Annotated in this window: 34 protein-coding genes and 1 pseudogene; 29 read left to right on the plus strand and 6 right to left on the minus strand. The window is 60.3% G+C overall.

Features of this window, described 5'->3' with window-relative positions; translation table 11 throughout:
• The first annotated feature begins 7 nt into the window (after positions 1-7).
• Both ACZ9IU_RS14360 and ACZ9IU_RS14365 read left to right on the plus strand, forming a co-directional pair.
• Complete coding sequence (locus ACZ9IU_RS14360) at positions 8-274, plus strand: helix-turn-helix transcriptional regulator (protein ID WP_038544003.1); 267 nt, start codon at positions 8-10, stop codon at positions 272-274.
• Positions 240-1,415: a site-specific integrase gene (locus tag ACZ9IU_RS14365; RefSeq protein WP_065814777.1), complete on the plus strand. Its 1,176-nt coding sequence runs from the start codon at positions 240-242 to the stop codon at positions 1,413-1,415. The genes ACZ9IU_RS14360 and ACZ9IU_RS14365 overlap by 35 nt, the downstream gene beginning before the upstream one ends.
• Positions 1,416-1,826: 411 nt before the next feature.
• Here the strand turns inward: ACZ9IU_RS14365 and ACZ9IU_RS14370 are convergent, their stop codons facing one another.
• The 4 genes from ACZ9IU_RS14370 to ACZ9IU_RS14385 form a co-directional block, all read right to left on the minus strand.
• Positions 1,827-2,720, minus strand: coding sequence for an anti-phage nucleotidyltransferase (locus ACZ9IU_RS14370; protein WP_038544006.1), 894 nt, complete (start codon positions 2,718-2,720; stop codon positions 1,827-1,829).
• Positions 2,721-2,731: 11 nt separating this feature from the next.
• Positions 2,732-3,658 carry an anti-phage phospholipase gene (locus tag ACZ9IU_RS14375; protein WP_038544008.1) on the minus strand — a complete coding sequence of 309 codons (927 nt, stop codon included), beginning with the start codon at positions 3,656-3,658 and terminating at the stop codon, positions 2,732-2,734.
• A gap of 517 nt (positions 3,659-4,175) precedes the next feature.
• Positions 4,176-4,412: a hypothetical protein gene (locus ACZ9IU_RS14380; protein ID WP_038544012.1), complete on the minus strand. Its 237-nt coding sequence runs from the start codon at positions 4,410-4,412 to the stop codon at positions 4,176-4,178.
• Between the two features lie 162 nt (positions 4,413-4,574).
• A complete protein-coding gene (locus ACZ9IU_RS14385; RefSeq protein WP_157885148.1) occupies positions 4,575-5,204 on the minus strand; it encodes an XRE family transcriptional regulator in 630 nt (209 codons plus the stop codon).
• A gap of 182 nt (positions 5,205-5,386) precedes the next feature.
• Between ACZ9IU_RS14385 and ACZ9IU_RS14390 the strand changes: the two genes are divergently transcribed.
• The 12 genes and pseudogenes from ACZ9IU_RS14390 to ACZ9IU_RS14445 all read left to right on the plus strand — a co-directional run bounded on the left by ACZ9IU_RS14390 (position 5,387) and on the right by ACZ9IU_RS14445 (position 12,128).
• On the plus strand, positions 5,387-5,719 hold the full coding sequence (locus ACZ9IU_RS14390; protein ID WP_038544013.1) for a helix-turn-helix domain-containing protein: 333 nt from the start codon (positions 5,387-5,389) through the stop codon (positions 5,717-5,719).
• Positions 5,720-5,721: 2 nt separating this feature from the next.
• A complete protein-coding gene (locus ACZ9IU_RS14395; RefSeq protein WP_275452090.1) occupies positions 5,722-5,850 on the plus strand; it encodes a hypothetical protein in 129 nt (42 codons plus the stop codon).
• Positions 5,847-6,209: a hypothetical protein gene (locus tag ACZ9IU_RS14400; protein ID WP_038544015.1), complete on the plus strand. Its 363-nt coding sequence runs from the start codon at positions 5,847-5,849 to the stop codon at positions 6,207-6,209. Before ACZ9IU_RS14395 ends, ACZ9IU_RS14400 begins: the two co-directional genes overlap by 4 nt.
• Positions 6,209-6,436 (plus strand): annotated as a pseudogene (locus ACZ9IU_RS14405) (ParB N-terminal domain-containing protein); the annotation flags it as partial. The gene ACZ9IU_RS14400 and the pseudogene ACZ9IU_RS14405, both read left to right, overlap by 1 nt.
• 301 nt (positions 6,437-6,737) lie before the next feature.
• Positions 6,738-7,061, plus strand: coding sequence for a hypothetical protein (locus tag ACZ9IU_RS14410; protein WP_498957800.1), 324 nt, complete (start codon positions 6,738-6,740; stop codon positions 7,059-7,061).
• Entirely contained in the window at positions 7,054-7,512 is a 459-nt protein-coding gene (locus ACZ9IU_RS14415) for a hypothetical protein (protein ID WP_038544019.1), read from the plus strand. The genes ACZ9IU_RS14410 and ACZ9IU_RS14415 overlap by 8 nt, the downstream gene beginning before the upstream one ends.
• A gap of 3 nt (positions 7,513-7,515) precedes the next feature.
• The gene (locus ACZ9IU_RS14420; protein WP_038544021.1) at positions 7,516-9,471 is read left to right on the plus strand and encodes a transposase domain-containing protein; all 1,956 of its coding nucleotides are present in this window, start codon (positions 7,516-7,518) and stop codon (positions 9,469-9,471) included.
• A 121-nt stretch (positions 9,472-9,592) separates the two neighbouring features.
• Complete coding sequence (locus tag ACZ9IU_RS14425; RefSeq protein WP_038544023.1) at positions 9,593-10,612, plus strand: AAA family ATPase; 1,020 nt, start codon at positions 9,593-9,595, stop codon at positions 10,610-10,612.
• Positions 10,609-10,920: a hypothetical protein gene (locus ACZ9IU_RS14430; RefSeq protein WP_038544025.1), complete on the plus strand. Its 312-nt coding sequence runs from the start codon at positions 10,609-10,611 to the stop codon at positions 10,918-10,920. The genes ACZ9IU_RS14425 and ACZ9IU_RS14430 overlap by 4 nt, the downstream gene beginning before the upstream one ends.
• Entirely contained in the window at positions 10,920-11,195 is a 276-nt protein-coding gene (locus ACZ9IU_RS14435; protein ID WP_038544027.1) for a hypothetical protein, read from the plus strand. Before ACZ9IU_RS14430 ends, ACZ9IU_RS14435 begins: the two co-directional genes overlap by 1 nt.
• A complete protein-coding gene (locus ACZ9IU_RS14440; protein WP_038544028.1) occupies positions 11,192-11,476 on the plus strand; it encodes a hypothetical protein in 285 nt (94 codons plus the stop codon). Before ACZ9IU_RS14435 ends, ACZ9IU_RS14440 begins: the two co-directional genes overlap by 4 nt.
• 1 nt (position 11,477) lies before the next feature.
• Positions 11,478-12,128: a DUF3164 family protein gene (locus ACZ9IU_RS14445; protein ID WP_038544031.1), complete on the plus strand. Its 651-nt coding sequence runs from the start codon at positions 11,478-11,480 to the stop codon at positions 12,126-12,128.
• A gap of 710 nt (positions 12,129-12,838) precedes the next feature.
• Here ACZ9IU_RS14445 and ACZ9IU_RS14450 read toward each other — a convergent pair.
• Positions 12,839-13,120 carry a DUF6894 family protein gene (locus ACZ9IU_RS14450; protein ID WP_157885149.1) on the minus strand — a complete coding sequence of 94 codons (282 nt, stop codon included), beginning with the start codon at positions 13,118-13,120 and terminating at the stop codon, positions 12,839-12,841.
• A 110-nt stretch (positions 13,121-13,230) separates the two neighbouring features.
• Here ACZ9IU_RS14450 and ACZ9IU_RS14455 point away from each other — a divergent pair, with 110 nt between their 5' ends.
• The 14 genes from ACZ9IU_RS14455 (at position 13,231) to ACZ9IU_RS14520 (ending at position 22,538) form a co-directional block, all read left to right on the plus strand.
• Positions 13,231-13,890, plus strand: a complete 660-nt coding sequence (locus tag ACZ9IU_RS14455) for a gp16 family protein (protein ID WP_038544035.1) — start codon at positions 13,231-13,233, stop codon at positions 13,888-13,890.
• Positions 13,890-14,159, plus strand: coding sequence for a hypothetical protein (locus ACZ9IU_RS14460; protein ID WP_038544038.1), 270 nt, complete (start codon positions 13,890-13,892; stop codon positions 14,157-14,159). The genes ACZ9IU_RS14455 and ACZ9IU_RS14460 overlap by 1 nt, the downstream gene beginning before the upstream one ends.
• Positions 14,159-14,365, plus strand: a complete 207-nt coding sequence (locus ACZ9IU_RS14465) for a hypothetical protein (RefSeq protein WP_038544040.1) — start codon at positions 14,159-14,161, stop codon at positions 14,363-14,365. Before ACZ9IU_RS14460 ends, ACZ9IU_RS14465 begins: the two co-directional genes overlap by 1 nt.
• A complete protein-coding gene (locus ACZ9IU_RS14470; RefSeq protein WP_038544041.1) occupies positions 14,362-14,754 on the plus strand; it encodes a hypothetical protein in 393 nt (130 codons plus the stop codon). Before ACZ9IU_RS14465 ends, ACZ9IU_RS14470 begins: the two co-directional genes overlap by 4 nt.
• Positions 14,755-14,831: 77 nt before the next feature.
• Complete coding sequence (locus tag ACZ9IU_RS14475; protein WP_051899760.1) at positions 14,832-15,560, plus strand: TIGR02594 family protein; 729 nt, start codon at positions 14,832-14,834, stop codon at positions 15,558-15,560.
• Between the two features lies 1 nt (position 15,561).
• On the plus strand, positions 15,562-15,684 hold the full coding sequence (locus ACZ9IU_RS14480; protein ID WP_275452091.1) for a hypothetical protein: 123 nt from the start codon (positions 15,562-15,564) through the stop codon (positions 15,682-15,684).
• Between the two features lie 292 nt (positions 15,685-15,976).
• Complete coding sequence (locus tag ACZ9IU_RS14485) at positions 15,977-16,342, plus strand: hypothetical protein (RefSeq protein WP_038544043.1); 366 nt, start codon at positions 15,977-15,979, stop codon at positions 16,340-16,342.
• Positions 16,343-16,558: 216 nt separating this feature from the next.
• Positions 16,559-16,780, plus strand: a complete 222-nt coding sequence (locus ACZ9IU_RS14490) for a TraR/DksA C4-type zinc finger protein (RefSeq protein ID WP_038544045.1) — start codon at positions 16,559-16,561, stop codon at positions 16,778-16,780.
• Entirely contained in the window at positions 16,777-17,151 is a 375-nt protein-coding gene (locus tag ACZ9IU_RS14495) for a DUF2730 family protein (RefSeq protein WP_038544047.1), read from the plus strand. The genes ACZ9IU_RS14490 and ACZ9IU_RS14495 overlap by 4 nt, the downstream gene beginning before the upstream one ends.
• A complete protein-coding gene (locus tag ACZ9IU_RS14500) occupies positions 17,148-17,465 on the plus strand; it encodes a VpaChn25_0724 family phage protein (protein ID WP_038544050.1) in 318 nt (105 codons plus the stop codon). Before ACZ9IU_RS14495 ends, ACZ9IU_RS14500 begins: the two co-directional genes overlap by 4 nt.
• 1 nt (position 17,466) lies before the next feature.
• Positions 17,467-18,054 carry a DUF3486 family protein gene (locus ACZ9IU_RS14505; RefSeq protein WP_038544052.1) on the plus strand — a complete coding sequence of 196 codons (588 nt, stop codon included), beginning with the start codon at positions 17,467-17,469 and terminating at the stop codon, positions 18,052-18,054.
• The gene (locus ACZ9IU_RS14510) at positions 18,051-19,670 is read left to right on the plus strand and encodes a hypothetical protein (protein ID WP_038544054.1); all 1,620 of its coding nucleotides are present in this window, start codon (positions 18,051-18,053) and stop codon (positions 19,668-19,670) included. Before ACZ9IU_RS14505 ends, ACZ9IU_RS14510 begins: the two co-directional genes overlap by 4 nt.
• Positions 19,664-21,316, plus strand: coding sequence for a DUF935 domain-containing protein (locus ACZ9IU_RS14515; RefSeq protein ID WP_038544056.1), 1,653 nt, complete (start codon positions 19,664-19,666; stop codon positions 21,314-21,316). The genes ACZ9IU_RS14510 and ACZ9IU_RS14515 overlap by 7 nt, the downstream gene beginning before the upstream one ends.
• A 1-nt stretch (position 21,317) precedes the next feature.
• Positions 21,318-22,538 carry a phage head morphogenesis protein gene (locus tag ACZ9IU_RS14520; RefSeq protein ID WP_038544058.1) on the plus strand — a complete coding sequence of 407 codons (1,221 nt, stop codon included), beginning with the start codon at positions 21,318-21,320 and terminating at the stop codon, positions 22,536-22,538.
• Between the two features lie 118 nt (positions 22,539-22,656).
• Here ACZ9IU_RS14520 and ACZ9IU_RS14525 read toward each other — a convergent pair whose 3' ends face one another.
• A complete protein-coding gene (locus ACZ9IU_RS14525) occupies positions 22,657-23,112 on the minus strand; it encodes a hypothetical protein (RefSeq protein ID WP_157885150.1) in 456 nt (151 codons plus the stop codon).
• Between the two features lie 247 nt (positions 23,113-23,359).
• On the opposite strand from ACZ9IU_RS14525, the gene ACZ9IU_RS14530 reads away from it, so the two are divergent.
• Entirely contained in the window at positions 23,360-24,361 is a 1,002-nt protein-coding gene (locus ACZ9IU_RS14530) for a phage protease (RefSeq protein WP_051899762.1), read from the plus strand.
• Positions 24,362-24,375 lie beyond the last annotated feature (14 nt).

The following is a 24,375-nucleotide window of genomic DNA, read 5'->3' on the forward strand; positions in this document are numbered from 1 at the left end:
GCGGCACATGAAGCAGCAAGATGAAGCGCTGGCCCCACGCCCCATTTACAAGGTCGCGGTCAGCCGCGTCCGTGCGGCGGAACTTCTCGACGTCTCGACGGGCACCTTTGACGACTGGGTTCGTCGTGGCCTTATGCCGAAAGGCGTGAAGATCGGTGCGTTGCGCCGTTGGGATGCCGAGGAAATCCGCGCGTCCTGGTACGACATCAAAGAACAGGGCTTGAGCGGAGACGAAGACGATGGCGAAAACCCGTTTGATTACGCGGTCGGGTAATCAGCGCGTTCCCTTCAAATATTGCTCACGGGATGTCGATCGGCACGGCAACGAGCGGTTCTATCTCCGCCTGCCAGGCATGCCGAAATATCGTATGACGTCTACCTATCTGGACCAGGCGGGCAGCGTCACCCAGGCGTTCACCGAGGAATATCATCGCGTGCTGGCTGGCGATCGTGGTGAAAAGACGGTCCCGATTTCAAGACTGGAGCCCGGCTCGGTTCGCTGGCTGGTCGAGACCTATTATCGCTCCAAGGCGTTTCAAAGTCAGTCGCCGGCCACGCAGAAAGACAAGAAGAGCGTCCTCAATCGCTACTGCAGCAATGTGGGCGAGCTCCCCTTCAAGAAGATCCGCAAATCAGACATTGAAGCCAGCCAGATGAAGCGCAGCGGCACGCCCGGCGCGGCTGACAAGCTGGTGAAATATCTGAAGGCGCTGTTCAATTGGGCTATCAGTGCCGAGTTGGCGACATTCAACCCCGCGAATGGCGTCACCAAAATTCATAAGTCGCCCGGCTTCCACACCTGGAGCGAAGCGGAGTTGGCGCGCTATCGCGCCGCCTATCCTTTCGGCTCGATGGCCCGGCTTGCAATGGAATTGATGCTAAATTTGGGCGTGAGGCGCTCCGATCTCGTCAAGCTCGGCTGGCGGAACCTGGTCGGCGACCGTATCGAATTCATGCCGGAGAAGGGTTCCGGCAAATATGCGCAGTCCCTCAGCCTGCCTGTCACAGACGAGCTGCGGGAGGCGCTGGACGCGATCACACATGATCAGCCGACCTTCCTTATCACCGAATACGGCAAGGCGTTCAGCGGGAACGGCTTCGGCAACAAGATGCGCCAGTGGTGCAACGATGCCGATTTGCCGGAATGCTCGTCGCACGGCCTCAGAAAGGCGTCCGCGACGATCCTCGCCGAGGCAGGTGCTACCGAACATCAGTTGATGGCGATCTTTGGCTGGTCTGATTCCAAGATGGCGCAGCACTACACCAAAGCCGCCCAATCCAAGCGCATCATTGATGCCGGTTTCGAGCGCCGCAAAACCTACGTGGCTCGCAAAAATGTCCCACTTTCATCGAACCGGAATTCCGGTTGTTGTCTGACACCGAGTTCTGACAAATGTGGGATTCTCCGGGATTAACAGGGAAGTGGCGGGAAGCCCTGACCTATAAGGGTTTCAGCGGACCGGATGGCGATTTCTTCGAATGGGGTTTGACACGAGAGGCGCCGAAAACCGGCACAAACGCTGTCCCGCTAGAGAAAACGCCCTCCCCTTCATGAACCCTTCGAAAAAGCTCGAACGGCCTTCAAGGCATCTTCAAAACCTTGAAAACTCGGCAATTTCAAACTTGCGCGCTTTGGCGAATAAGGGGGTCCGTATCCGTGTGCGGCCACCAATGCCAAATTAGATTTCCACATTAACGTGGAAATCCTGATGACTGCAATAAAGCTCGGAAATCGGGGTAAGGACCGCTGTCGCGGCCGGAAGAGATTTCCACGTCGCTGACCGCTTACCACTTGCCTATAGCGGAGCTCGCAGAGACGCTTCTACTCACCAGTTGTTCCAGTAGTCGATGGTGGCGTCCAAGAACGCCTTGCACTTCTCCTCTTGCCAGCACACCGGCGAGTTGGGCCTCAGCAAGTAGTATTGTTCATTGGCACACACCAGCTTGGTGCGGTCGGTTTTTACGAGCCAGTTCATGGAGTTGATGAAGGTTTGAGAGTACGAGGTGCCAAAGGAATTGTTCGGCACGTTATACATAAGGCCTTCGAGGTAATACGACGGCGCTAGGCCTTCTTCGAGCAGTCCCTCTTCGACCATGCGGTTGCGCATGTTCTTGATGATCCGAACCATCGCCTTAAAATAGCTGTTCGTCGCCTGGTGCTTTACCGTGCAGTTGTCTTTGTGAAGGATCGGATAGTTGATGATCTTCGTGCCGTCCGAGGCAAAGAAGCAAATGCCTTCAGCGTAGCTTTGTTCGCTGGCGCTCTTGAAATTGTAGTACCGTCGAAAGCGAATGCAGGGGAGCACGTCCGCATCTCGCCGATTGTTACGCCCCTTTATGCGTATCGCCTTCGTGCCAGGCTCAACGTCAACACCGAATTTCTGAAACATCCAGGCAGTAACATCGCGCTTGAAGTCGTCGTAGCCGTAATCGACGTTCGGAAACGCTTGGTGAAATGCGGTCGAGCCGGGCTCCCCAACCGCTTCCAGATCGTAGAGGAAGCGGTTGTCCAAGCGCATCACGACATCCACGTCGCTATCTCGGCCACGGACGTTAGTGTCGTTCCCGTATGAGCCCTGCAGGAACGAGCTGTGCTCGTGAGTTGCGTACGGCGCGTTGGCGTCTTCCAACGCCGCTTTTATGGTCGCATAAGTATCACGAGACTGCTGTGCAGCTCCTTGCGCCGACCAGGTATTAAGTTGCGCCTCTGGAATGCCCATTGCATGTCTCCCTACAGCAAATATTTTTTGAGTGTGGCCTCTCGCGACGCGAAGGATTCCATTCCTCGCAGGCGGAGAAGGTTCAGTTTCTTCATATCGTGTTCAAATATGTCGGTAGCCATCTCAGGCTTCTGGAACGTGTCGCTGATCCGCACTGTCTCGATCTGATTGAAGAGAATCTCCCTAAGCTGGTCCATCGACTCTGTATTGATGCCGAGCGTTTTCTGCAGAAGCCGCACGCTCAGAAGGCGATTTGCCCACCAGCCGACCTGCCACATCTTCGGCTTTGGCTCAGGGTAGCTTCCGACGCCCAGGCTCACTACGCGGAGCTTGTCCGCAGGCACCTTCATGGCGGCCATTGCGTCGGCTATAGCGTAAAGCGTTGGATTGTTTGCGCAGTATCCTCCATCGATGAGCTCAATCTCGACGCCCGCGCTTACAGTGACGGTCTTAGTTTCAAAGAAGGGAAAGGCCGAGCACGAAGCTTGCACAGCGTCGCTGATTTTCACGCCAAACCCAGGCGCCCAAGTCCCCTGTCGACCGTGCGCCTGGTTGATGTTCCCCTTGAAGATCATTGGCTTCTCGGTGGCCCACTTCGTGGTGACGATACCGACGTTAGTCTTCACGTCGGCGAACACTTTGTCGGTGAAGACCTCGTCGGCGAGCTTGGCCAGCGCCAGGGATTTCTCTGAAGCCTTCTTCTTCTCCATGATGGTGACCACGTGCGTCTTATAGAGCTCGTGTATCTCATCGACGCTGTGGCCAAGCGCGAGGAGCGCTGCAATTATCGAGCCAGTGCTCGTGCCAAATATCAGGTCGAACCGCTCGTGCAGGCGGCAACCGATCAGTCCCTCAATTTCATGGAGTATTCCGAGGGTGTAGAAGCCCTTCGCTCCCCCACCATCAAGGCTCAATACGCGGAAGTAGTCCTCGGGCATGTGACGCTTTCAAGGTGAGTCTTTCGTCTATTGTCACAGAGGGACGCCGCTACTTCCATCCTGGCCAAACTTATCCACATATCCAATCGGCTATCCCCACGGCGGAAATGCTTGGTTGGTGGTACAATTCGGGGATGTCCAAGACATCAAACCAAGTTGGATTTTCGACAGCGGGCAGCAGCGCCTTCCCACTGCCGGCAATAAACTAACCGAGTGGCTTGCTTTCGATCAGATCGTCGACAGGACCGCCAGTCCCCTTCCGGCCCCATAACTGACGTCCGCCCTATATTAGAAGCGGCTCAACCAACCGCAGCCTGTTGTTCTCGATCCGCCCGATGAACCGCTCATGCTCAAGCGAGAGCAAGAGAGCCAAAATTTCGTCCTGCGTATACCCTTGGTCTACCAGCGGGACGCCTATTTCATATAAATCGACGGGCTTCTCCGGACTTGCCTGAAGTGTCCGGAGAAGGTTGATGAGGGCCTGCCGCAGAGGGTCGAATTCTGCCACGACGACTGCCTACGCTGCCAGCTCCCCCACCTCGCCAAACTTGCACAGCTCGCGTGGCGAGGACATGTCTCCGCTTTCCAAATCTACCATCACCGAGTAGGCAGCTACACCAATAAACCTTCCCGCCATCGCTTCGGCAATCCTCTCTGCGGAGGCCGAGCTAGACGCCTGCCGCATCTCCCCGGGTGCCAGATTGCCACGAATTTTCTTGAATGGCATGACAATGAATTTCTCAGACAGCGACAATGGTAGCTCCTTGGGTTCAAATCGATGTTCTTATTTTGTTCCAGGCAGCTAAGGAGTCAATCGGTATTCGCTTCGCGCCGGTCACACATGTGGATGCGACCGCTGAGTGAGCATATGCTTTAGAGGGTGCGCGACGTATTCAGGTTGTGGATAACCTGTGGATTACCGCACTGGCATCGGAGCGTGGCCGGTAAACATTATGCGCCCGCCAACTCGAAGCTCGTCGATCCGATCGGCAGTGAATTCTTCTGGCGGGTAACCGGCCGCGACGTTGTCGGACGTTAAGAATAGCTTCCCGTCCATCGACCATCGCGCCCTTTTTACCAAGGCTCTGTCTACCACGTTGAAATGATAAATGCGGCCATCATCGACCTCGGTTTTAGAGGCATCAGCGATCAAAAGGGCGCCATCCGGAATGGTTGGCCACATTGAGTCGCCGCGAGCTTCCAGGATGTAACAGTAGTCGGGATTTGCTCCGAGGTTTCGCAAGAAGTCTTTTGCAAACGCCACTTCGCCAACTGGCATCTCGTTCACCGGAATTAAACCTCGTCCCGCCGATGCACGCGCATCAAAACGTGGGAGCCGAACGACCTGGTCGTTTGCAAGTGAACGAGAGTCGGATGTAGGCGAACCGTCACCCGACATCAGCCACGCTACCGATACCCCGGTGGCATCGGCAATCTCGATCACAGTCGAGGCCTTTGGTTCGCTTTTCTCAGCAACATAGTCCGAGAGCGTTCGCCGACTCACCCCTGTGAGTTTTGCCTCAAGCTTGTCCAAACCACCGATCAAGGCAGATGCCTCGCGGATCCGAGAGCCCAATGATGCCATCGCAAAAAGCAGATTTCTGCCGCAACTAGCAGATTACTGCTTGCGACGTGGCAGAAAATTGCTATCCTCTCCATAAATACGGACCAAATCACCAATGAAAAGGGAGACCGGCCAAGGCCTCCCTCATCACACGAGGATCCACTATGCACCGGCCCCAGCAGGCGGACAAGAAGACCCGTAAGCCAATCGACAAGATTGCAGAGATCGCGACGATCAAGAGCAAGTTGCTCGTCGCCGGTCTTTCCCTTCTTGATGTCGATCGGACCTATCAGCTGCCGCGCGGGACAGCCGGAACGACGCTCCGGGAGCCCAACGCGGCTGGGGAAAGGGCGATCGCTGCAGCTCTCGGTACAAAGCCACATCTTCTGTGGCGCTCGCGTTACCACGGCTCCGGTCTGCGGAAATCTCCTCAACCCCGCGAGAACTATGAGCGTCCGGCCACCATGGCACAACGCCAAAACGGAGCGGCTGCTTAGACATGCGCAATCCGTTCATCCCCTCTCGTTCCCGCATCTGCAGACTGGCCGATACGGTCCTGATCTTCGCCGTCTCCGCTGCCGGCCTTTCCGCTGCTGTCGTGTCGCTCCTCTTGCAGGTGACGCGATGACGATGAACCCGTTCGATCAAAATTCGCTCTACGAAGCGCACCTCCATGCCTGCTTTGCCGCTGTTCGTGAGGGCTTCCCCCACCTGACTGTCGGCGAGATCGTCGATCCGCCACATGAATGGTTTGATGCCGCGCTCGCCCGCCAGGTCGTCATGCACCTGATGATCGCCGAGTTGAAGTGGCCGAAGCGTCGGGTGGTCCAGATCGAAGACCGCTCGCGGGAGGCGATCAATCGTGCTTTGCGCACCATCGACGGCCGGCTGGAGAGCCTCCGGTTCGCAAGCCACTACCGCCTGATGGCTCAGCGCGCCCACTCTCTCATCTCCCTTCAGACCACCGCAGAAGAAGCAGTCGCATAATGGCCGAGTTCAAACGCATCCTGATTTCCGAAATCGTTATTCCCGAGCGCCTGCGCGCCGTAGAGGAAGAACATGCCTTGGCGATCGCCCAGAGCATCGTTGAGCACGGGCTGATCAACCCCATCACGGTCCGCAGCACGCCTGCTGCGAAGGGCGGGAAGTACACGCTGGTCGCTGGCGCTCACCGCATCCGTGCTGAGCAGATCAACGAGGAGCCCGAGATCGACGCCATGATCGTTCAAGGCGACAAGGTTGAAGCCCAGCTCATCGAGATCACCGAGAACTTATTTCGCAACGATCTATCCGTTATGGACCGCGCAATCTTCGTGCAGACCTATCGCGACGTCTGGGAGAAAGAGCACGGGACGATCAGCGCAGGCCGGCCGGGAAATCGCGCCAACTTGTCGCAATTATTCGCTGACGAAGCTGAGGCAGGTAGCTTCTCGCTCCATGTAGCCGACCGCATGGGCCTTTCCCGCCGGGCAGTAGAGCGCCCTGAACAAGATCGCGCAAAGCCTTCACCCAGACGTGCGCGCTGCCGTACGCGGCACTCCGGTCGCCGACAACCAGTCCGCCCTCCTCAAGATCGCCAAGATGGAGCCGCTGAAGCAGCGCCAGGCGGCTCTCGCCTTCCGCGCCGAGCCGGATCTGAAAAAGGCTCTCGCCTTGGTCGATCCTCCGCCGCAGCTGACAAAGGCGCAGGTCGAGCAGGCAACTTTGCTGTCACGCCTGGTCACCGCCTGGGAGGACGCCAGCGAGGAAACCCGCAGCCAGTTCCTCGATCATATTGGCTTGGGCGATACGCCCGACCAGCTGATGGCCGAGATCCGCAGCGAGGCCGGTGATGAGTAAGCACCCCGGCCAGCTGGACTTCTTCCTGGAGCCACTCTTTCCGGTTCGCCAGCGCGCGACCACAATCGATATTGAACGGTTCCGCGGAAAGCTTAAACGCGCAATGTCGCAAGCGGTTCGGGAGTGCCCCTATGGCCGCGAGGTCATTGCGGCCCGCATGGCGCAATATCTCGGTCTGCCCAACCTCTCAAAGACGACGCTGGACGCCTACACGGCCGAGAGCAAGACAACCCACGACATCAGCCTTGTCCGCTTCAAGGCCTTTGTTCGCGCGACCAATGCGCTCTGGCTTTGGGATCTGATCGTCTCCGAGGACGGGCTGACCATGCTCGAAGGCGATGAGGCCAGATTGGCGGAGATCGCTCGGCTCCAACAAGAGCAACGAGCGCTCGCCCAGGAGCTGAAATCGCTCCGCTCCATTCCGATCAACATCAAGAGACGGGGACGGTAAGACGTGAAGCAGTTCTACTCCATCGCAGAGCTGGTCGCCGCCAACCTCCCGGATCTGCCACGCACCGAAAAGAGCCTGGATAACCTCGCTCGCGCAAAATGGCGCGGCAATGATGCCACTGCTCGACGGGTGCCGGGTAAGACCAAGCCTGTCTGGGAGTATCACATTTCCCTGTTGCCGCAGGCCGCGCAGACACGGCTCCTTATCGTTCACTCAGCGCCTGCAAACGATGACCGCAACCTCAAGGCCGAAAAGAAGGCTGCACTTTGGAGGAGGTTTGAAGCTCTTTCGAAAGACCACAAAGCGGCTTGCGAGGGGCGTCTGAAGCTCCTCCTGGAAATCATCCGGCTGACCTCCGCAGGCATTCAGGTCGTGGCTGCAATCTCCATGGCTGCAAAGGGCCGGGCCGTCAGCCAGCGGACCTATTACAACTGGCTCAGCATGGTGGAAGGCATCGATCGCCAGGATTGGCTGGCGGCGCTTGCACCTAGCTTCTCGACCGAGCGCCCTAGGTCGGACTGCGACCCACGCGCCTGGGAATATCTCACCTCCGACTATCTACGGGCAGAGGCGCCCAAATTTTCCAGCTGCTACCGCCGAATGATGAAGGCCGCTGAGAAGGAGGGCTGGAAGCCGATCCCCCACGAGCGATCGCTTCGCCGCCGGCTCGATGCCGAGGTTTCGGAAGCGGTCCAGAAGCTGGCCCGCAACGGGAAAGAAAAGGCAAAGGGTCTCTACCCTGCGCAACGCCGCACCCGCTCGCACCTGCACGCAATGCAGATGGTCAATATGGACGGGCACAAACTCGATGTTTTCGTGCGCGTGCCCTGGTCGCTGCAACCGGTTCGCATGTTCCTGGTCGGCATCCAAGATCTATATTCCGGCAAGATCCTCGCGTGGCGCCTCTCAGACAGCGAAAACAAGGAAACGGTGCGCCTCGTGATCGGCGACATGGTTGAGCAGTTCGGCATCCCCGACCGCATCTACCTCGACAACGGCCGGTCATTCGCTTCGAAATGGATATCCGGCGGCGCTGCCACGCGCTACCGCTTCAAGGTGCGCGAGGAAGATCCGGAAGGCCTGCTGGTCACGCTCGGCATCGAGCCGCGCTGGACCAATCCCTACTCGGGCCAATCCAAGCCGATCGAGCGCGCCTGGGGCGATCTCGCCGAGAACATCTCGAAGCACCCTTTCTGCGCCGGCGCCTATACCGGCAACAAGCCAGACGCCAAGCCGGAAAACTACGGCAACCGCGCTGTACCGCTCGAAGATTTCCGAGCTCATGTGGGGCGCGAGATCGTCGAGCACAACGCTCGGACCGGCCGCAAGGCACAGACCTGCAAGGGCCGAAGCTTCGACGAAACTTTCCAGGCCAGCATCGACGCCGGCGCTATCGTTCGCTGGCCCACGGCTGCACAGCGTTCGCTCTGGCTTCTCGCGTCTGAAGTCATCCGTGCACAGAAGGGCAGCGGCGAGATCCACTACCATGGCAACCGCTACTGGAGCCGCGAACTTAACCAGTACGCGGGCCAGAAGGTCACAATCCGCTTCGACCCTGACAACCTGCACGGCTCGATCAAAGTCTATGACTTGAAGAACTCGCTGATCTGCGACGCGGCTTGCATCGCTGACGCTGGCTTCGACGACCAGGAAGCCGCTCGGCAGCATGCCCGCAAGCGGCGCGATTACCAGAAGGCAATCGCTGCGGAGAAAGCCGCTCAGACCGCCCTCTCCGCGTCCCAGCTCGCCGACATCCTCACAAGGGGCGAGACCGGGCGCGCCAAGCAGGATCCCATCCAGCCGAAAGTCACCCGCCTCGTCAGAGGCAATCTGGCGCTCCAGCAGCAGCCGGTCGCGGACGATGGAGCATTCGAAGACAGCTTTTCACGCGCCTTGTCCCGAGTGGCTGGAGAGAGCGCGGTCATCCAATTCCCGCAGGGGGATCGGTCGGGAAAGTAGTGCGTCCGACCGCAATAGCAGAGCCGAAATGTAATGCGTCCGGTTCCAACAAAAAAATTGGGCGAGGTCAAAACCTCGCCCGCCAAATCACCCCTTACGGGGACACAAAAGGAACCTTAGAATGAACAAGCATGTCGACACAAGTAGGCTAACCGGCTGGGAACAGCTCGAGCCCAATATCGACTTCCTGAACAAGCACGTCGACGACATCGACGATTGGCGCTCGATCCGTGAGCAGGTCGCGGAACTGGCGATCGCCAATTCCTGGAGCAAGGCAGAAGTCACCCGCCGCAGCGCCATGAAGGACGGCACCTTCAGCCAGTGGTTTTCCGGCACCTATCTGGGGCGCCTCGATAACCAGAACCGGCAGATGAAACAGTGGGTTGAGGCGGTAAAGGAAGCCGCAGCGATGCCGGCAATCCCAATGTCGCCGACTTTCGTCAAGACCCGCATCGCATCCGAGATCACCCAGACACTGCAGTGGGCACAGATGACGGCCGACCTGGTCATGATTACGGTCGGCGCGGGCTTCGGCAAGACGGCAACCTGCCGGCATTATCGGGCAACCCATCCGCACGTCTATCACGCCACCGTCAGCCCCCACACCAGGACCGTGCATGGCATGCTGGTCGAGCTTGCCGCCGAGCTTGAGGTTCACGAGAACAATCCCGCCAAGCTCACCCGCGCCATCGGCGCAAGGCTCCAGCGCATCGGCGGCGGTTCCCTTCTTATCATCGACGAGGCTCAGAACCTGGTCGACGACGCGATCAACCAGCTTCGGCACTTCTCCGACATCTATCAATGCGGGATCGCACTGGTTGGCAACGAGGAGGTCTATTCCCGCTTTGCCAAGCAGGCGAGCGGCAAATCCTACGCGCAGCTCAAGCGCCGGATCGGCAAGCACCTTAAGCGCCAGAAGCCATATGCCGAGGATATCTCGGCGTACATTGCAGCCTGGGGCGTCACTGACCACGACAGCGCAAAACTCCTGACCGGTATCGGTTTGAAGGGTGGTGCGCTCGGTCAGATCGACAAGACGATGAAGCTCGCCAGCATGGTCGCCCTGGCTGATGAGCGGTCTGTCACTGTCAGAGACATCCAGGATGCCTGGAGAAACCGCGACGTGGAGGATCTGGGATGAGCAGAGCCCTTCCAAGACTGAGCGACAATCTTGGCGCCCTCCTCCGTCAACTCTCGCCTTTCGAGCAGATGGGCGAAGGAGAGGTCGCAGAGATCGGTGCTGACAGCATCAAGGTTATCACCCGAAACCTGCGTCTGATGCGGACGATCGCGACCAACATGGAGACGGAACTGAACGTCTACCGCCTGATGGACGCCGGCCGGGTTTACACCGCAACGGTCGAGCAGCTCGCGCAGGATGCAGCCGTCGGTCTGGTTCTTGAAACCACCGGCAACGTCATCACGCCAAACTTCGGAAGGAAGCGCTGATGGGCCCTCAGCTTCCGTCCGAATATCTGTTCGAGATCTGCGAGGATCTGAAGCCGGCGGTGCATGGCGGCAGATTCATCTCCAGCGAGGACGTCACAAGCCTCGTCGAACGTCTCAACACCGCGATCGCTCTGGCCGTAGAGGTCGAAGAGGAAAAGCGCATCCTTGAGCGGCAGCAGCGGCTCCTGGGTGGCCGGCAGGTCGGGTTGGCGCTGGTTGGCAGCAATGTCGTCGCGTTCCCTTCACACGCTCCTCCGGGAGGCGGAAGGGCATGAACAATTCAGTCTTGATCAACGCCACGATCCAATTCCCGCTCGACCAGCTCGTCGAAGCGGTTGGGCCGGAAGTCAGCCGGGCGCTGGTCCACGGGTTCGTGAAGCCGGTGAAGAACCGGCCGCCGGACAAAGCTCTCGATGTTGCTGTCGCTCGCGTCGTCGACGCGCTCGATCACTGGGAAAGAACCACTCACACGGTCGGGGAAGCCAATGCCCGCGAGCAGCTGATCAGGGCTGTCCGGACACTTCGAGCCACCGTCATCAGAAATCGGAGAAAGTAGAATGGAAGCTGTCATCCTTGAAGAACGCGCCGATGGCGTCACGCTCATCAATGGCAAAGAATACATGACCGATGCGAAGGGCGGTTTCGTGCCGCTCTCACTGGTCAAGCCGCAGCATAAGCTGGAAGACGAGACTGTTCGCAAAATCATCGATTACGCGATCAACCTCAACGCCCAGATCGCCCGTTTCCGAGGTCACACGATGACCGATCTCGGGGGCCTCGATGCTCTGATCGCGCAGGAGTATGGCGCCAAGATCGGCGGCGCCAAGGGTAACCGCACTTATCAGACGATCGACGGACTGATGAAAGTCCAGGTCCAGGTTGCCGACCAAATCGACTTCGGCGCGGAACTCCAGGTGGCGAAATCGATCATCGACGAGTGCCTGACGGAATGGTCAGCGGATAGCCGCGCGGAGATCCAGTCCATTATCACCCGTGCCTTCAACACCGACCAGGAAGGCAAGATCAACCGCGCCGAGATCTTCATGCTGATGCGGCATCAGATCGACGACCCTCGCTGGCAGCGCGCCATGGATGCGATCCGTGACGCGATGCGGGTGACCGGCTCGAAGGAATACGTTCGGTTCTACACCAGGGCCGAGATCACCGACGCGTGGCAGGCGGTCACCATCGATCTGGCGAAAGCGTGAGGGGCGATATGAGCACCGAAAACGCAATCAAGCATCTGGATGCGGCGATCAAAGCCCTATGCCTCGAAGCATATCGGGCCGATGATCTGGCGGACCTAAGCGCGCTGGAGCATTTCACGATCGCTGAGGATCTGAAGCGGATCGACAGCGCAATCGGTCCGAAGGGTGCGAGCATCTTCGCCCGCATCGCCGACAGCATTCAGGAGGCCTACGTCGAGATCCTCGTCGCACGTGAGGCTTTGGCTAAGGCACCACCGCCCCAAACGCAAGTGCATGGAGCGCACGCGGGTCCGCCTTCGCGTGCGCTCCATGGCCTAAACAAAACATCCGGCTCCAACGGTTTGGGCGCCTCGGGGTATATTAGCAATTCACGAATGATATCCGGTGATGGCCACACGCCGCCCGAGATGTCTCAGCCTGCGTCTGGGACGGAAACTCTCGATCGGAATGCCCAGACCACCGTCGCTGAGACCAATACGAAGCAAATTATCAAAAGCAGTAAATATGTACCCATAATTGGCACCCCTAACGACGTACAACCAGCGGCTGGCCGAAAGGTTCCGCGGGTACATGATCAGGCATCAAGGGCTGGCCTTCCTGAGACATGCCAGCCCCTAGGCTCTGACAGGGAGCCCGCCCCATCAGTATCACAAGAATTGATTCCACCAGCCTCACATCTACAGATGGCGGGGGGCGAGCATCTGACAGTCTTAGAGGGTGCTCACGGTCGAGGCGGAAGGCACGGCAATCACCGGGATGATGCCCTCAAGCGCTTCTTGCACGAAAACCTCGTCCAGCATGTCACCGTCTGCATTGCAAACACGCACACTCCAAAGCTTGAACTCCTCTCCGCGACGGAGGCAGTCGGCCGCGAGGTCGCGGGTTCCTTGGAGTGCCTCGAACCTGGCGGTTTGAAGATCAGGATACTCGGAACCATCCGGGTCCGCGACGAAGTCGTGAAGGTAGTTCAGGTGAAGGTAGAACCTTTGCATGAGCCGCTCCTTTCCGAAGGCGCGAAAACAATTAGCACGGTTCTTTGTTCCTGTACGCCAGCGGACCAAAGTTCGGGCGCAACCCCAGCGCCCCAGATGAGGGACGCGCTATGAGTTCGTCGATCGCAGCCATCCATGTCGCTAAGACCCAGCTCGGCCTCGATGACGACACCTATCGGGCCAAGCTCAGCAACATCACCGGAAAAACCTCGGCAAAGGCAATGTCGGAGAGTGAGCGCCAAAGAGTGCTCACCGTCTTCCGCAATGAAGGGTTCGCGCCGATTGGCACCAGCAAGCGCACTGGAGCCCGTGCCAAACTATCGGGAAAATTCGCGAAGAAGCTCCAGGCGCTCTGGATCGCCGGCTACAACCTCGGCACCGTCCGCGATCGCGATGACGCCGCGCTTGAAGCCTTTGTCAGGCGACAGACCGGCATTGACCGGGAGCGCTGGCTTCACCACGCCGACGACGCCGAACGGGTAATAGAGGCCCTTAAGGGTTGGATAGCCCGCGAGGCCGGCGTCACCTGGTCGAATGCCGGCCTGCATCCTGACAGCTACATGCGCCATTTCGGCTACAAGATCGCCCACGCCCAATGGGCAATTGTCGCTCCTGACGCCGCGAAGGATTTCTGGCCGGTGGTCATCGACCTGGTGAACCACGACGTTCTGGATCGCCACCTCAGTGACCAGGAATGGATCACGGTCATGAACTATCTCGGCGACCGCATCCGAAAAGACCAGCCCAATATAATCGGAACGGAAAGCTGATGGCCCGCAGAAAAAAGCTTCGAACCAACTACAAGCTGCCGCTCGAAATGGACCTGCTGACCCGTCTCGCACCGCTGCTCGTTCATCCGGGTCTGATGACTATGGTCGGCGACGGCTACCAGCTGCGGCCGTCCTCGGGGATTTGGCGCAAGCTGGATGGCACCTTGACCGCCCGGTTCGTCTACCGCGCTCCGGATCATCATCGTGACAGCCTTGTGCTCTCGGTCCGCAACATCGACGGCGGCCTCCTCATCAGGGATCACGGCTGATGTCCGCACAGCTCCCACTTCTCGACGGGCCGAGACAGGCGGAGCACCTCCGGCTTCAGGAAAAGCGTGAGCAACTCCTGACCCGGATCGCGAAACTCCGGCCCCATGCGCACAAGCGCCTGGAGCTGGAAATCGAAGTACGGCAGATCACCCGCCGACAGATCGAGCTTGAGAACGAATTGTTCGGCAAAGGGAGACGGCAGTGACGGCTCTTCCTGGCATTCTTGCCGATATCGCCGATATCGCTGGCGTCGAACCAGCTCTGAAGATTGCTCAAAGCCACGGCGGCACACGGGTTGATTTACCGCCCCAGGCAAGACCCGGCCATTGGCTTGTTGAGCTGCTGGGCTTTGATGTAGCGGACAAGATCTGCCGTGGCCTAGCTGTCATTGACGCCGATGGCCGTCATCTCGGACTGCAGCGTTGCGTTATCCCACGGGGGGCTGCGTCCCTCTTGAAGACAGCTCGCAGAAAGGCCGCCGAGGCTCTTGACGCGGGACGGAGCGTGCGAGAGGCTGCGCGGATATCGGGCTTGCATGAGCGCACGATATTTCGCATGAAGGCGGAAGACCCCCGGCAGGGCCGGCTCTTCTAATCAGGGCTGACACCTGTCAGCCCCTCCCCCAAGCTAAGCCATCGCATATTCGCCCCTGACGGAATTGGGGGCAAATCATGACGTTTGAAGAGTGGCTTATCAGCCGGCTGCGCGCCCACGGGGCGTATGCTGGCGTCATGGATGGCGTGTATGGCCGGTCCCTGATCGATGCTCTCGCACGGTTCCAGCGGGCCGAGGGCCTGAAGATCAACGGCAAGGCCGATGAAGAGACCGTGAAGGCGTTGCGCCGGGCGGCAAACTCACTCGACGACAGCGCCGACACTGAAACGGTCCCGAGCATTCCGGCCGAACCGGTCTGGATGCGGGAGGCTCGCCGCTTTGTCGGACTTCGTGAAATTCCAGGTCCACAGTCAAACTCGACGATCCTCGGCTGGGCGAGCGCGCTCGGCGGCTGGGTCGCCGGATTTTACAAGAACGATGACACCGCCTGGTGCGGCCTCTTCATCGGGCACGTCATAGCAGCCACCCTTCCCCGTGAGCCCCTGCCAAAGAATCCGCTCGGCGCGCTTGAGTGGAACAAGCTTGGCCGTCGCCTCACCATTCCGGTCCTCGGCGCGATCCTGACCTTCACGAGGTCCGGCGGTGGGCACGTCGGGATCTATGTCGGCGAAGACGCCACCCACTATCATGTCCTTGGCGGCAATCAGTCCAACAGCGTCAGCATCACTCGGATCGAGAAGTCGCGCCTTTCCGCTGTTCGTTGGCCGGCCACGGGCGATGAGCCGCGCGGCGGAAAAGTTATTCTGACGGCGGCCGGCGTCCCTGCCTCGAAAAACGAGGCGTGAGATGCGAACGCCCGGCCTCGTCATCGACTTCACGATCTGCATCCTCTTGGCACTGATCAAGCAGGTCCACGTCAACAGTCGACCGCTTCCGGTGGCGGCGATTGCCGCGATTGGGGGCCGATGATGCAACGTCCCTCCTATGGAACATCAAAGCGGGCGCTTTGGGTTTCTTCAGCCCTCGCCTGGACAGTTGTCTTCCTGCTCATCATCGGCGGGCTGCGCGGCTCCGCTGAGGCCGTCGCGCTGGCTCCGACGGTGATCCCGTCGATGCTCCTATTGATCGCGGCCATGCTCGGCATCCACCGCTTTTCGGGTTCGATGGACTTTCGGACAGCGCAAGATCGAAGCCTCATTCCGCCTTCGACGTCCCCTTATCTTTCCAGGGACCAGCCGACCGATGACACGGGAGAGGTCCGATGATCGTGGCGTGGTTTCAGAAGGCGGCCACGCCGTTCATCGTCGCGGCGTTGATGCTGCTCGCTGCCTCCCTGCTTGGATGGCTGGCGCTGAGGACAGTCGACGGCCTGGTCGAGGAGGCAAGGTCTACCGCCATCGCCGAGCGCAACGCCTTCTGGGAAGGCAAGATCGACAAGGCAAATGCCGCCGCCAACAAGCAGATCGCCGATCAGGCTTCCGCCGCCCTGAAAATTCAATCGGACGCTACCGATCAGGTGCGCTCGGCCGAACAACTCCTTGCAGAACTGAAGGTGAAGAATGCGCAGCTTCCGCGCCGTGACGATTGCGGCCTTAGCGTTGAGCGGGGCCGGTTGCTCCCTGACTGAGCCGAGGCCCGCCCCGGTCGTGATCGTCAAGCATGCCCCGGTGGAGGTTCCGCCTGAAGCGCGAAAACCCTGTCCGGAGCTAACTCCGAAACCAACAGCCGACCTTCCGGACGAACAGGTGCTGGAAGATTGGGCGAGCGACCGAACCGCCCGCAATGTCTGCGAGACACGTCGCGCTGCGGCGGTTGCTGCTGCAGATGCTGCCGGAGTGGCGCGATGATCGGGGACGAACTCGCCTTCTATCTCGCGGACCTGCGGTCCTCGCAGGAACGCGACGCAGCGATCGCCAGCGCTTCCGCGAGCGTCTCCCGAGAGGGCACCGACGCCTGCATCGAGTGCAGCGGCCCAATCCCGGCGGAACGACGATCGGCAGCGCCCTTTGCCCGACGCTGCGTCGACTGCCAAACCTTTCATGAGGAAGTGAAGTACCACCGATGACACTCGATCTCACCGCCGTGGCCGCCGTCGTCGGTCTGCTTCTTGGCTTCATCAATCTGTTTACCGCCGTTCGCACCATGCTGTCTGCTGGTGAGAAGAAGCTCGATGAGCGCGTGACGAAGGGCGAAACAAAGCTGATCGACCACGACCGCCGTATCCAGGCGATCGAGAGCGACATGAAACATCTTCCCGACCGGGAAACCACCCACCGCATCGAGATGACAATGTCCGAGATCATGCGGCGCCTTGAGGTCCAGGACGCCACGCTGAGCGGTCGGTTCGAAGCGATGGATGAACGTCTCAAGCCCATTCAGGCAATCGGGGAGCGCCTTCAGGACGCGCTTATTGAGCAGGCGAGGAATGCAGCATGAACTTGGGAATTGACTACGCAAACCTCCAGCGCGAGGAAGCTCGGCTGATCATCCTGAAGGAGCTGGCAATCCAACCGAACGAGAGCCTGTCCTCCAGTATGATGGAACCGGCGCTCAATCGTTTCGCCATTTATCAGGAGCGCCCGTGGATCCACCAGCAGCTCGACTGGATGGCGAACATGGGTGCGGTCATCATCTTGGAAGCCGGGACGGTGAAGATCGCCAGCTTGACGCCCGCCGGATGGAGGCATTTGCGGCGCCAGCAGTTCATCGACGGGATCAAGCGCCCTTCCGCAACGCAGCCGGGGGTTTGATATGGCCAAGGGTCGCGGGCGGAAGTCCAACATCGAACTCCTTCCGCAGGAGTGCAGCCACATTGTCATCTGGGCTGCGGAGCAGCTGCAGGCGAACGACAGAACGCAGCTCGACATCTATCAGGAGTTTGTCGCGAAACTTGAGGAGATACTCCGGGATAGCCGTGGTGAGCTGGAGTTCGCTATTCCAAGCTTCTCGGCCTTCAACCGGCATTCGATCAAGCTGGATGCCTATACTCGCGACATGAACGAAACCCGGCAAATGGCTTCGGCGATTGCTGGCACCTACGACGCCGAGGAGTCGGACGATCTTACCCTGATCGCAGCCGAGGCGATCAAGGCCCTGATCTTCCAGATGATGACGGCCGGCAAGAAGCAGATCGATCCGAAGGCCGTCAACGAGCTGTCCAGCGCGCTGCATAAGGCGACCCAAGCCCAGAACGTATCGACGGCTCGGCGCCAGAAGGTCGAGAAAGAGTTTAGCGCCAAGGCCTCGGAGGCCGTTAAAACCGTCGCCAAGGCCAAGGGCCTCTCCGCAGATACCGCGCAGGAGATCCTGTCGCAGATCCTCGGGGTTAAAACCGGATGAGCGCCCCAATCACAGAGGCACAATGGGCCGAGGCCCGGCGGACCGCAACGGAGGTTCTGCCGGGCCTCGTCGACAAGGTCGGCCTGCCGAAGGCGCTGATCTCCTATCAGGCCCGCACGCTTGAGCTGCTCGAAGACACGGCTTGCCGCGTCCTGTTCATCGAGAAATCGCGCCGTATCGGCCTGACCTTCGGTTTCGCATCCTATGCCGCGTTGCGGGCCGGCCGCGCCAAGGAAGCCGGCGGCATGGACGTGATGTACATCTCCTACAGCCAGGAGATGACGCGCGAGTTCATCGACGCCTGCGCCATGTGGGCTCGGGCATTCTCCAATGCCGCCCTGGCGGTCAGCGAGTTCCTGTTCGACGACAGCGACAAGGAAGGCGAGCGGTCTATCCAGGCGTTCCGCATCCGCTTCGCGTCGGGCTTCGAGATCCTCGCGCTTTCATCGGCGCCACGCACCCTTCGCGGCAAGCAGGGCGTCGTCATGATCGACGAGGCCGCGTTCGTCGACAGCCTGCCGGAGCTGCTGAAAGCCGCGCTCGCGTTTCTGATGTGGGGCGGCCAGGTCGTCGTCTGCTCGACCCACAACGGCACCGAAAACGAGTTCAACAAGCAGATCCAGAACATCCTGGCCGGCAGGTCGAAATACAGCCATATCAGGATCGACTTCGACCAGGCGCTGAAGGAAGGGCTTTACGAGCGCATCTGCCTCGTCAACGGAAACAGGTGGACGGCCGAGGGCGAAGCCAAATGGCGCCAGGAGATCATCGACTTCTACGGCGACGGCGCCGACGAGGAACTGTTTTGCATTCCGACCGCCGGCACCGGCGCCTGGTTGCCGGCGCCGCTGATCGAAGCCCGGATGACGATCGAAGCGCCGATCATCCGCATCGAGCTACCGCGCGACTTCCTCCACCGCACCCGCCTGGAGCGCGCCATGCTGATCGCGCCGACGATCCGCGAACTGGCGGCCGCCATTGCCCGCCTCGATCGAGACCGCACCCATGCATTCGGTTTCGACTTTGCCCGCGTGGCCGACCTTTCGGTTGGCACCCTGCTTGCCACCTCGCGGCTCCTGAAGCGCGAGGAGGCGTTGACGCTGGAAATGCGCAACGTTCCGGGTGACGAGCAGAAGCTGTTCACCCGCATGATCCTGAAGGGTGCGCCGCGCCTGGTCGGCGCTGCCTTCGACGCGACCGGCATGGGCTGGACCGTCGCCGAAGACATGGGCCGCGAGTTCGGCTTCCGTGATGCCGACCATCCCGGCGGCCTGATCGAGGCCATCAAGTTCTCGACCGACTGGTATCGCTTCAACATGCCGCCGTTAAAGGCGGCATTCGAGGACGATGCGATCGCACTGGCCAAGGACGACGAACACCTTGCCGATCTGCGCCTCGTCCGCGTCGTTGCCGGTGTCCCCAAGGTTCCGGATGTCCGCACGGGCGAAGCGTCGAAGAAGCGCCACGGCGACTTTGCAGTTGCCCTCGCGCTTGCCCACTACGCCAGCCGCCAGCGATGGCACGAATATGATTATCAGTCCGTCCGTGACCTGGCCGCCGCTGCTGCGGCCGGGGACGATGACGACGACAGCGACTTCGGGAGACGACATTGGTAACCCGCACTTCCTCGATCCTCGGGCCGGACGGCAGGCCGATCGTCATCCAGACGCTCTCGGAAGAGATCGCCACGCCGACCGTGGCCGGCGTTCGTCGCACCCACGAAGAGCGCGTCGCTTCCGGCCTGACGCCTGAGCGCCTCGGCACGATCCTGCGTGACGCCGCGATCGGCGAGGCCAGATCCTACCTGACCCTCGCCGAGGAGATGGAAGAGCGATACCTGCATTATGCTTCCCAGCTGCAGACGCGCCGGCTGGCGATCGAGGGCATCGAGGTCACCGTCGAAGCCGGCAAGGCTAAGACCAACATCGTCGACGCGGTGACTGAGTTGGTCAACGATACCGAATTCGGCGAGGCGCTCGGCAATCTGACCGATGGCATTTCGAAGGGTTATGCCGCTGTCGAGATGATGTGGGAATATGAGCGTAAGACGCTGCGGCCGGTGAACTTCATCGCCCGTGACCCGCGTTTCTTCCAGGTCGATCGGCTGACGCTTTCGGAGATGCGGCTGGCCGTGGACGGCTCGATCGAGGGCGTGGAGCTGCCGCAGGCTAAGTTCCTACGCCACATGCCGCGCACCAAGATGGGCCTGCCGCTGCGCCGAGGCATGGCGCGGCCGGCCGCCTGGGGTTATCTGATCCAGCAGTTCACCCTGCAGGATTGGGCGGCCTTCTCCGAGGTCTACGGCATGCCGCTGCGGGTCGGCAAATACAATGCCGCCGCCAGCCCGGCAGACAAGCGCACGCTCCTGAAGGCGGTCGCCTCGATCGCCAATGATGCGGCGGCGATCATCCCAGCCGGCATGGATATCGAGTTTCATGAGGTCAACGGCGCCAATGGCGCGGCCGTCTTCGGCGGGCTCCTGGAGTATGTCGACAAGCAGATTTCCAAGCTTGTCGTCGGCCAGACGATGACCAGCGACGACGGTTCCTCGCTTGGCCAGGCCAAGATCCACAACGAGGTGCGGCTCGATATCCTGCGGGCCGACTGCAAGCAGCTCGCCCGCACCGCCAACCGCGACCTCGTTCACCCGTTCGTGGATCTCAACTTCGGCCCGCAGGATCATTATCCGCAGGTCCAGCTGCTGGTTGCCGATCCCGAAGATATCGACGCGCTGACAAACGCCGTCGCCCGCATGGTGCCGTTCGGCCTTCGGGTGAAGCAGACCGAGATCCGCGAAAAGATTGGCCTTTCGGATCCCGGTGACGAAGATGAGCTGCTGATGCCGACTGCCGCAGCTGCGGGGCCAGCGCCAGAGCAGCCCGCAGCCAAAACGCCGAAGCCCGCGAACGACAGCAAGAAACCCGCCGAAGACGTCAAGGCGAAGGTCGCGGCGCTGTCGGCGATCGTCCTCGACCATCGTCGCGCCTGCCGGTGCGGCGCCTGCGTTTCGCTGCTCGCGGCCGAGGCCGGCGAGCCGGACGCCCTCGACCAGGTCGAAGCACTCTTTGCCGTCGCGATGGACGATTGGGAGGAGATGGCAAAGCCGATCGTGCAGCCGATCGCCGACATCATCACCAGCGCGGCAAGCTTCGAAGAGGCTTTGAAGCTGATTGAAACGGCCGGCCCGGACGCTTCAAAGATGGCCGAGCGTCTCGGCCGGCTGACGGCGATCGCGCGTGGCGTCGGCGACATCGCGGACTGACATGGCAAAGATCGAGAAGAATTTCGCGGTCCCGCCCGAGGTCACGTCCTACTTCGACGGCAAGTCGGCTGCGCCGGCCTTCTCCTATCTCGACGTCTGGGCGGAGGAGCATGCCTACAAATTCACGGTTGCCAAGGCGACCGAGCTGGACGTGCTCAATTCCTTCCGCTCGACGATCTCGCAGGCGATCGCCGAGGGCAAAGGTTTCGATGCCTGGAAGCCGCTGATCGGGAAGGAGCTTTCCAAGCTCGGCTGGTGGGGACCACGCATGGTCTCCGATCCGACCGGCGAGCAGCCCGATCGCATGGTCAACTTCGCCAGCGATCGGCGCCTGAAAACCATCTTCTGGTCGAATGCCAATAGCGCCCGATCGGCAGGCCAGTGGGAACGGGTGCAGCGGTCCAAGAAGGCGCTTCCGTATATCCTCTATATCCGCACCACGTCGGGCGATCCGCGTCCGGAGCATCTCACATGGGTCGGGATCATCCTTCCAGTCGATCATCCGTTCTGGCAGACACATTGGCCGCCGAACGGCTGGCTGTGCAAATGCCAGGTGCGCCAGATCTCCAGTCGCGAGGCCGAGCAGCTCCTCGGCCGCGAGCCGAAGGAAGGCGGCGTGCTCTATCGTGACACCGTCCCCGATCTCGGGCCCGACATCCAGCATCGCAATCGCCGCACCGGTGAAATCACGATGGTCCCTCAGGGGATCGATGCCGGCTGGCAGACCAACCCCGGCTTGGCTCGGGCCTCGACGCTGATCCGCAATCTTGAGACCAAGCTGGAAGCGGCGGCGCCCCAGGACGCACAAAAGGTTCTCGGCGAGCTTTGGGAAGATCCTTATCTGCGGCTCGCGCCGCGCCTGCCTCAGAAGGTCTGGTTGCCTGCCGGACACAACCAGGCGCTCGCCGACGAGTTGGGCGCAAAGTCGCCGGTGATCTCGGTCACCAGCGAGACGATCGCCGAGCGCATGGAGAAGCACAAGCTGCCGGTGGGAGATTTCGCAGTGCTGCCGCAGATCCTCAGTGAAGGCCTGGTGCTGCCTGATCCACGCGGGAAAGGAAACGTCCGATCGCTCCTGGCGAAGATCGGCAAGGCATTCTGGAGGAGCTTTGTGACCGTTTCAGACAACGGGTACCTGCGGGCCACGTCGCTGCATCAGCGCAACGAAAAGGAGATGCGCAACGAAGTGCAGCGGTCAGATGGGAAATGGCCTTGGGAATGAAGCGCGGCAGGGAGGGGCCGCGTCCCGGTCTAACCGGGCTCCCTCCATGGGCAATCGAGGCCAACGGACTTCGCTGCCGCGCAATGCCAATTATAGCCCCGAAGCCGACGGATGGCAATTATTGAGTGGCGAGGAACCTGATGAGCCGTTGAGCTTGTGCCGTGGCAGCGTCTTTCTCGATCGAAGTCTTTAGCGCACCGCAGTAGGTTCGCTCGCGCTGAAAATCTTCTTCCACGATTTCGGAATGCCCAGCGAGCAGTACGAGCCGGGACCAACCACAGGCGAGGACGGGATTCGTTTTCACCTCTCCGTCGCAACCTTCGAAGAGGCAGATCGCCACGTTGCGCTGTCCGACATAAAGGCTCTTCCAATGCGGGTCAGTGGCCCACATAAAGTCACGTCTCCAGAGATCCAGAACCTTAATGCACGCGTCGACGTCGGGTGCTATCCCACATGCAGGTGTCTTCAAAAACTGGCGATACACGGACCACTCTTTTGCCCACGTCTCGCTATCGACCGCTGCGGCCGCTGTTGCTCCGATCATTGCGACGAAGGCCGCGACCATCATTCTCATGTTGGCTTTCCCTAGCTCACCTGAGCTAGACCATAAAGGCCCCACAGACGCGCGCAAGAGCCCTCGGACGCCCCGATACTCGTGCCATCTATAGAAAACGCGCCTACGGGCTTCAAAACCCCTTCAATTTTGAAGCAGGTGCGGTATGTTCGGGCGCATGTGAGGAACGCGGCGGAGCTGAGCTAAACTTCTGGGGCTGACAGCTGTCAGCCCCAGTTGCCGCAAGTGATCTGGCAAACATTGCCGCATGATCAAGCGCCTCGCAACCACCGCCCTGATTTCCTGCCTTGCTGCCTCGGCTGAAGCCGAAGCGCTGGCCATGACGACCGTCACCGCGATCGACGTTTTCGCTGCTGAGCCGACCGCTTCTGGCGCAGCTACCGCTCCTGCCTGGATCAAGCTGGCGCCGCGAGGCACGTTCGTTTCCCGCGACGGCCGGCCCTTCGAGATCTCCCCTGAATTGCTCGTCGAGCGTTTCAATGCCGACAAGGTTTCCGTTCCGCTCGATCTCGATCATGCCACGGTCAAAAAGGCCATGTTCGGCGATGCCGCGCCAGCAGTCGCCTGGATCGAGGAGCTGGCCGCACGCCCCGATGGCCTTTATGGGCGTGTTGAATGGCTTCAACCAGGCATCGACACGCTCGCCGCCCGATCCCACCGCTACATTTCCCCCGCGCTGAAGACTGATGACGCCGGCCGCGCCACCTGGCTGCACTCGGCTGCGCTCGTCGCTGCGCCTGGAATTTCCATGCCGGCCGTTGCGTCGGCCGATCCCACTCACAAGGAGACGAACATGCTGAAGGCAATCGCCAAGGCTCTCAATCTGCAGGATGACGCTTCGGAGGCATCCTGCCTGTCGGCTATCGCCAACCTGGGCAACCGGATCGATCCGACAACTCACCAGAGGACGCTCGAAACTCTGTCGGCAACACAGACCGAACTGAACACCCTGAAGGCCGAGGGCCGCAAGGCGAAGATCGATGCGCTGCTGGAAGGCGCGCTTACGGCCAAGAAGATCAGCCCGGCCCAGCGTGCGTCCTACGAGGCGCTTTGCGCGACCGACGAAGGCTTGGCGCAGGTGACCGCTCTGATCGAAACCTTCGGCGCCGGCCTGCAGGCGACTGGCCTCGATAAGATCCCGAACCCCGGCAACCTTGCAACGCTGTCCGCCGAAGACCGCGCCGTCATGAAGATGATGGGCCTCTCCGAAGAGGACTATCGCAAGGCCAATGGCCTCACCGCCGCCTGATCAACCTTTTTCGC

It is taken from the genome of Mesorhizobium sp. USDA 4132 (assembly GCF_056279545.1).

Coding starts and splice junctions, on each gene's coding strand:
- ACZ9IU_RS14415 (WP_038544019.1), top strand. CDS start 7,054: ATGAGTAAGCACCCCGGCCAGCTGGACTTCTTCCTGGAGCCACTCTTT.
- ACZ9IU_RS14375 (WP_038544008.1), bottom strand. CDS start 3,658: ATGCCCGAGGACTACTTCCGCGTATTGAGCCTTGATGGTGGGGGAGCG.
- ACZ9IU_RS14525 (WP_157885150.1), bottom strand. CDS start 23,112: ATGAGAATGATGGTCGCGGCCTTCGTCGCAATGATCGGAGCAACAGCG.
- ACZ9IU_RS14445 (WP_038544031.1), top strand. CDS start 11,478: ATGGAAGCTGTCATCCTTGAAGAACGCGCCGATGGCGTCACGCTCATC.
- ACZ9IU_RS14520 (WP_038544058.1), top strand. CDS start 21,318: ATGGCAAAGATCGAGAAGAATTTCGCGGTCCCGCCCGAGGTCACGTCC.
- ACZ9IU_RS14485 (WP_038544043.1), top strand. CDS start 15,977: ATGATCGTGGCGTGGTTTCAGAAGGCGGCCACGCCGTTCATCGTCGCG.
- ACZ9IU_RS14365 (WP_065814777.1), top strand. CDS start 240: ATGGCGAAAACCCGTTTGATTACGCGGTCGGGTAATCAGCGCGTTCCC.
- ACZ9IU_RS14390 (WP_038544013.1), top strand. CDS start 5,387: ATGCACCGGCCCCAGCAGGCGGACAAGAAGACCCGTAAGCCAATCGAC.
- ACZ9IU_RS14440 (WP_038544028.1), top strand. CDS start 11,192: ATGAACAATTCAGTCTTGATCAACGCCACGATCCAATTCCCGCTCGAC.
- ACZ9IU_RS14370 (WP_038544006.1), bottom strand. CDS start 2,720: ATGGGCATTCCAGAGGCGCAACTTAATACCTGGTCGGCGCAAGGAGCT.
- ACZ9IU_RS14400 (WP_038544015.1), top strand. CDS start 5,847: ATGACGATGAACCCGTTCGATCAAAATTCGCTCTACGAAGCGCACCTC.
- ACZ9IU_RS14510 (WP_038544054.1), top strand. CDS start 18,051: ATGAGCGCCCCAATCACAGAGGCACAATGGGCCGAGGCCCGGCGGACC.
- ACZ9IU_RS14490 (WP_038544045.1), top strand. CDS start 16,559: ATGATCGGGGACGAACTCGCCTTCTATCTCGCGGACCTGCGGTCCTCG.
- ACZ9IU_RS14495 (WP_038544047.1), top strand. CDS start 16,777: ATGACACTCGATCTCACCGCCGTGGCCGCCGTCGTCGGTCTGCTTCTT.
- ACZ9IU_RS14530 (WP_051899762.1), top strand. CDS start 23,360: ATGATCAAGCGCCTCGCAACCACCGCCCTGATTTCCTGCCTTGCTGCC.
- ACZ9IU_RS14435 (WP_038544027.1), top strand. CDS start 10,920: ATGGGCCCTCAGCTTCCGTCCGAATATCTGTTCGAGATCTGCGAGGAT.
- ACZ9IU_RS14395 (WP_275452090.1), top strand. CDS start 5,722: ATGCGCAATCCGTTCATCCCCTCTCGTTCCCGCATCTGCAGACTGGCC.
- ACZ9IU_RS14480 (WP_275452091.1), top strand. CDS start 15,562: ATGCGAACGCCCGGCCTCGTCATCGACTTCACGATCTGCATCCTCTTG.
- ACZ9IU_RS14425 (WP_038544023.1), top strand. CDS start 9,593: ATGAACAAGCATGTCGACACAAGTAGGCTAACCGGCTGGGAACAGCTC.
- ACZ9IU_RS14465 (WP_038544040.1), top strand. CDS start 14,159: ATGTCCGCACAGCTCCCACTTCTCGACGGGCCGAGACAGGCGGAGCAC.
- ACZ9IU_RS14360 (WP_038544003.1), top strand. CDS start 8: ATGAAGCAGCAAGATGAAGCGCTGGCCCCACGCCCCATTTACAAGGTC.
- ACZ9IU_RS14500 (WP_038544050.1), top strand. CDS start 17,148: ATGAACTTGGGAATTGACTACGCAAACCTCCAGCGCGAGGAAGCTCGG.
- ACZ9IU_RS14450 (WP_157885149.1), bottom strand. CDS start 13,120: ATGCAAAGGTTCTACCTTCACCTGAACTACCTTCACGACTTCGTCGCG.
- ACZ9IU_RS14505 (WP_038544052.1), top strand. CDS start 17,467: ATGGCCAAGGGTCGCGGGCGGAAGTCCAACATCGAACTCCTTCCGCAG.
- ACZ9IU_RS14460 (WP_038544038.1), top strand. CDS start 13,890: ATGGCCCGCAGAAAAAAGCTTCGAACCAACTACAAGCTGCCGCTCGAA.
- ACZ9IU_RS14475 (WP_051899760.1), top strand. CDS start 14,832: ATGACGTTTGAAGAGTGGCTTATCAGCCGGCTGCGCGCCCACGGGGCG.
- ACZ9IU_RS14430 (WP_038544025.1), top strand. CDS start 10,609: ATGAGCAGAGCCCTTCCAAGACTGAGCGACAATCTTGGCGCCCTCCTC.
- ACZ9IU_RS14455 (WP_038544035.1), top strand. CDS start 13,231: ATGAGTTCGTCGATCGCAGCCATCCATGTCGCTAAGACCCAGCTCGGC.